We start from the raw sequence: 5,095 nt of genomic DNA, 5'->3' as shown, positions 1-5,095 counted from the left end.
GTTTCGAAGGCTGAAAGGATACCGGCGCATCTTCTCAAGGTTCGAAAAGCTGGACGTCATGTACCGCGCTTTCCTGAATTTCGCCCTAATCGTCGATATGATTAAGTGTTAACAGGCCCTAGACAGTTGCTACGCTCTCCTAAAGAAAGTCTGTGCGGACAGATAAGAAGACGTTGGTGCGATGCGCAGCATCGGTCAAAAAGGGCTCTTGGACGAAACCGCTCGCGCGGCAATGGCGCTTGTTGCTGATGTTTCGCATTGTTCCTGACGTTGTAGATTTTGCGAACTGAACAACCTGTCTGACGATTGAGGCTTTCTCAGTCAACAGACAGGAGGCGTCCATCCGAGCGGTGAAGGATTCCGCTGGGTTTCTGGGGCGATCGCCGGATACGGCTACGCCGGAGGAGCTTCGCGCCTACCAGCTTCACATGACGGATGCCGAGGTCTCGCCGTCGGTTTACAATGCGCGCATCACCGCGCTGCGCTTCTTTTTCTCGATGACCTGCGGGCGGGATGAGATGAAGCGGTACATGCAATTCCGTACTCAGCCGCGCAAACTGCCTGCAGTGCTCAGCGTCGAGGAAGCGACCTGTTGCGGCATGTTTTTGAGATGAGCGTTGCGCAGTGTCAACGGCGGCGTAAAAGTCGGCCATTTGGTGGTGCGCCTTGGGGCGTTATGCCCTCAAATAGCAAGCACGTTCCAAGGCGCGTTTGCCGTTAGGCCAATCAGATGATGATTAGCTTCTGGCGCGGCATGATGAACCTCAAAAGTCAAAACCTGGCCGACAACAAGAGTCAATGCAACAGCCCCCTTTGATCAGGTTGCTGCCAAAGGCGTCTTGCGGGTGGACGTAGTCCATTTTGCTTCAAAGTTTGAGACGATGTCCAATGACGACCATGCGGTCAAGCGGCAAGCTATGCAAATCTGACAGGCGCGGGCCATTCCGCCACAAAAATGCAAAGACATGGGCCGACAATCGTTTCTGCAATGGCGGTGAGCCCATAACCTCGACGTCATCAAGACTGACGAAGTACGTGGTCGTCTCGCGGTCAAGATCAAGTCCAAACCGTGCGCAAAGCCTAAGCCCGATGGGCACGTTTGGGCTTTGCATGAAACCGTACCGCAGGATGATACGGTATACACCTGGGGCCAGCGCCACGAAATCCACGCGATTGGCTCCAGTAACCCGGGGGACATCCTGAATACTGACGGTCAGTATGATGGTCGTCTCGTGAATAACCGGCATGTGCTCCATGATCCGCAGGAGGGCCGAAGGCGTCGTCTTCACCCGCGCCGTGGGAAAAACTGCGGTCCCGGCAACGGTCTTGGGGCGGGCTACTTTGATATCGGCAAGATAGGTCTCAAGCAGGTGCCGCTCATCGCTATTACTCTTCCGGAGGCGTTTGATGCCATTGCGCCAGACCGTCATAAGTGTGAATATTAGGCTTGCGGCCAACACAGGGTACCACCCACCTTCAAGAAACTTGAACGAATTAGCGATGAGGAAAGTGACATCAACAATCAGAAATAACACCACAAGCCCGCCTGCAAGCCACAGGTTCCAGCCAAACCGTTTAGCGACAAAAAAAGCAAGACATGACGTGATGACCATATCAGTAGCAACCGCCAGGCCATAAGCTGCTCCCAGATTATCCGAGGTACGGAACCCGAGAACCAAAGCAATTGTTGCGACCATGAGCACCCAGTTCACAAAGGGTATGAAAATCTGTCCGATCTGCTGACTGTCCGTCTGAAGAATTTTTATGCGAGGCAGCTGACCCAGAAGGATGGCCTGTCGAGTCAGCGAGAATACGCCTGAGATCACAGCCTGTGATGCAATGATTGTGGCCAGCGTTGCTAGGCCCACCAACGGATAGTGTGCCCAGTCGGGGCTGAGGTGATAAAAGGGATGGGCCGCATTTTCGGGGTTGGCTAGCACGCCAGCCCCTTGTCCAAAATAATTCAGCACAAGGGCTGGAAGTGCGACAACCAGCCAGGCCGCTCTGATCGGAACCCGGCCAAAATGCCCTATATCGGCATAAAGGGCTTCGGCCCCGGTTACGGCAAGAAAAACCGTACCTAACACAACAAACCCCAACAGGCCATTGTTGAACAGAAAGTTGATCGCATGCCCCGGCATCAAGGCGGCGAAGACACGTGGTTCCTCAAGGATGCCCTTGATACCCATCAACCCGAGGACCAGAAACCAAATCAGCATCACCGGTCCGAAGAGCGAACCAATCCGGGCGGTGCCGTAGCGTTGTACGGAAAAGAGAACGATCAAAATCGAGATGGTGATGGGGACGGAATAGGCTCGGAGTTTCGGGTTCTCCACCCCCAAGCCTTCGACCGCGCTCAGCACAGAAATAGCCGGAGTAATGGTTCCGTCACCAAACAAAAGGGCGGCACCAAATAAGCCCATGATCATTAGTACATATCGAGGGGTTCCCGACTTGGCCATCCACGGATTGAGCAACGCAACGAGCGCTATGATGCCACCTTCGCCATTGTTGTCCGCCATCAACACAAACACAAGGTATTTCACTGTAACAACAACAATAAGCGCCCAGAAGATCAACGATAACACACCAAGAACATGATCGTGCGTTGCTAGAATCGCGGTCTCTCCGTTGAACGCCAACTTAAAGGCATAGAGCGGGCTTGTGCCAATATCACCATAGACAACGCCCAATGCCGCCAGAGCTGTGACGGCTAGTGGGCGGCGCGTCTCGTCGAGCGTGTTATTGTTAACCAGTATGTCGTTCATTTGAGCGGCTTTCATCCAACTGTTGCCTTCATCCCAGCTTTCAAACTTCCTTGACCGTGTGCTAGGGAACAAGAGCGTCCGAAGTGCCAATGGGGATTCTCGCTTTGATAGCAACGTGGCCCGACGCTTGTGAACACCTAATCTCGTTTGCTTCTCTCCGCGAAGGGAACTGTTGCATTAGGGTCTGTTAAGCTTCACTTGGAGTTCAGAAGTGCCGCGCCGGCGTTGATGATAGCGACGAAACTGATATCCGTTTCGTCTGCGCGCAGGGCGATGTGGCGGAAGTCTTTCAAATCACAGAAGAAGTTTTCGGCCAGATGTTACCATTTGTACATCTCCTCATCGATTTCTAACGACTCCTTGCGCTGCGGCCTTTGAGATATACAGATCGTCGCCCCCCGCTCGTTCATCTGACCCAGCCCCTTGATCCGGGCCGTTTGGATGTAGAATCCGTTCCTGTTTCTTTCTTGTGATTAGGTTGCGGTCAAGGCCTGCTGAGCGGAGCCTTTGCGTAGCTCAAGCGAAGCAGGCCGGGTGGCACGGTTGAGATTGGCGTAAACGGCTGGAGCCAGCCCGCCAAGAGATGTGTGTGGTCGCTGTGTGTTGTAATCGATCCTCCAGCTTTCGATGATCTTTCGGGCCTCGGCGAGGTTGCCGAAGATGTGTTCATTCAGACATTCGTCCCGCAGCCTGTCGTTGAATGACTCGACAAAAGCATTCTGCATAGGTTTCCCCGGCGCGATGTAATGCCAGCCAACGCCGGTATCCTGGCACCATCTGAGCACTGCATGAGATGTCATTTCCGTCCCATTGTCTGAGACAATCATGTCTGGTTGCCCGCGCCTTCGGATTAGCACATCCAGTTCACAGGTCAGCCGCGCCCCCGACAAAGACCGGTCCACGACTGTTGCCAGTGCCTCACGGGTGCAATCATCCACGATGCATAGCACACGGAACCTCTGCCCTTCTTCGAAGGCGTCGGAGACAGAATCCAACGACCAACGCTGATTGGCACGATCCGGCACCAGAATGGGCCGCCGCGTGCCCAAAGCTCGCTTGCGTGACCGCCTGCGGCGCACCGCCAGCCCCTCTTCGCGATAGAGCCGGAACAGCTTTTTGTGGTTCACCTCAAAACCTTCCCTTGCCAGCAGGATGCCCAAACGTCGATAGCCGAACCGACGACGTTCATTCGCCAGCTCCCGAAGCCGCCTGCGCAGGGTGCCGTCGCTCCGATCCTGCTTCTGATACTGAAAAACTGACCTGTGCAGGTCCGCCAATTCACATGCCCGACGCTCGGACAAGCCGTGCCGATCCATCACATCGTGCACGGCTCGCCGCTTAACATCGGGCGTCAGTAGTTTTTTGTTGCGAGATCCTTCAGGGCTGCGTTGTCGAGCATCGCATCCGCCAACATGCGCTTCAGCTTGTTGTTCTCGTCTTCCAAAGCCCGCAACTTCTTGGCATCAGACACGTTCATACCGCCAAACTTGGCTTTGTATTTGTAGAACGTCGCGTCGCTGATGCCGTAGCGGCGACAAAGCTCCTGAGCTTTCACGCCCGCCTCCTATTCCTTGATCATACCGATGATCTGTTCGTCTGAAAATCTGCGTTTCATGGTCCATCCTTTATTTGGACGGATTACTAACACCTCAGTGGCCTGATTTCAGGGGGCTGGGTCACCTATGTTGAATCTGACGGTGCCGTTCTGAAGAAAACCGAGTTTGTGGAAGCGATGATGTCAGGGGATGGTGTCGAACTGTCTCGCAGGACAACGGATAGCATTGCTGCCATTGGTCAGGACGGTATACTAGCGAAGTCGAGATAGTTGTCCCGACTTTCCCTATTGAGTATCCACGCCCTGGTTCCAACCCACCGACTTCCAGTCGGTTCTGCTTCAGCGTGAAAGAATCGTCTTATGATCATACCCTGTAGAAAATGAGCCGCAGCCGGGTCGTAGGCTCATTACATCTTTTACTCGGATGCTGGGCCGACGCCGAGTAAAAGATGTCCCATACTAGTATTCTGCTAAGAAAGTGCGACTTCGTCTTGGCTGACCTTCAGCCACCCAACCTTGGTCCCGCACCTATGAGTTATCCCTTTCAGCCCTGTTGATAGAGCTGAAGCGATCATATGGCAGGACTGGTTACCGTCGTTACGATAGGCAACAGGACGCTCTGTCAAGCTGTGGTAGGGGACTGTAGTAGCGAAGGTGTTTGAGCCAAAAGAAGTCTTGCCGTGGCAGTCTAAGTTGTATCCACTGGGTCGGGGGACTTTAGTCCGGTGACTCCACAATCATTAGGCAGGTTTATTTCCTACCTGGTACTTTG

The 5,095-nt window shown here is 53.9% G+C and carries 2 protein-coding genes and 2 pseudogenes; 2 read left to right on the top strand and 2 right to left on the bottom strand.

All coding sequences use genetic code 11. The annotated features are described in order from the left end of the window. A pseudogene (locus V6N04_RS18490) lies at nt 1–112 on the top strand (IS5-like element ISCARN85 family transposase); the annotation flags it as partial. 187 nt (nt 113–299) lie between these two features. Further along, a pseudogene (locus V6N04_RS18485) lies at nt 300–584 on the top strand (phage integrase N-terminal SAM-like domain-containing protein); the annotation flags it as partial. Between the two features lie 282 nt (nt 585–866). Here the strand turns inward: V6N04_RS18485 and V6N04_RS18480 are convergent. Both V6N04_RS18480 and V6N04_RS18475 read right to left on the bottom strand, forming a co-directional pair. After that, nucleotides 867–2,783, bottom strand: coding sequence for a potassium transporter Kup (locus V6N04_RS18480; RefSeq protein WP_371171658.1), 1,917 nt, complete (start codon nt 2,781–2,783; stop codon nt 867–869). A 458-nt stretch (nt 2,784–3,241) separates the two neighbouring features. Continuing rightward, nucleotides 3,242–4,323 (bottom strand): IS3 family transposase gene (locus V6N04_RS18475; protein WP_371171657.1). Its coding sequence is split into 2 segments (ribosomal slippage): nt 3,242–4,137 and nt 4,137–4,323, totalling 1,083 coding nucleotides; the frame shifts between segments, so codons are not numbered across the junction. Between the last annotated feature and the right edge of the window lie 772 nt (nt 4,324–5,095).

This window comes from Aliiroseovarius conchicola, from assembly GCF_041403445.1.
Classification (GTDB): domain Bacteria; phylum Pseudomonadota; class Alphaproteobacteria; order Rhodobacterales; family Rhodobacteraceae; genus Aliiroseovarius; species Aliiroseovarius conchicola.
Note: the sequence above shows the minus strand (reverse complement) of the source record. Positions and strands in the feature narration are given on the sequence as shown.

Excerpts from the sequence above, each read along its gene's own strand:
- V6N04_RS18480 (WP_371171658.1), bottom strand. The coding sequence starts at position 2,783 with ATGAAAGCCGCTCAAATGAACGACATACTGGTTAACAATAACACGCTC.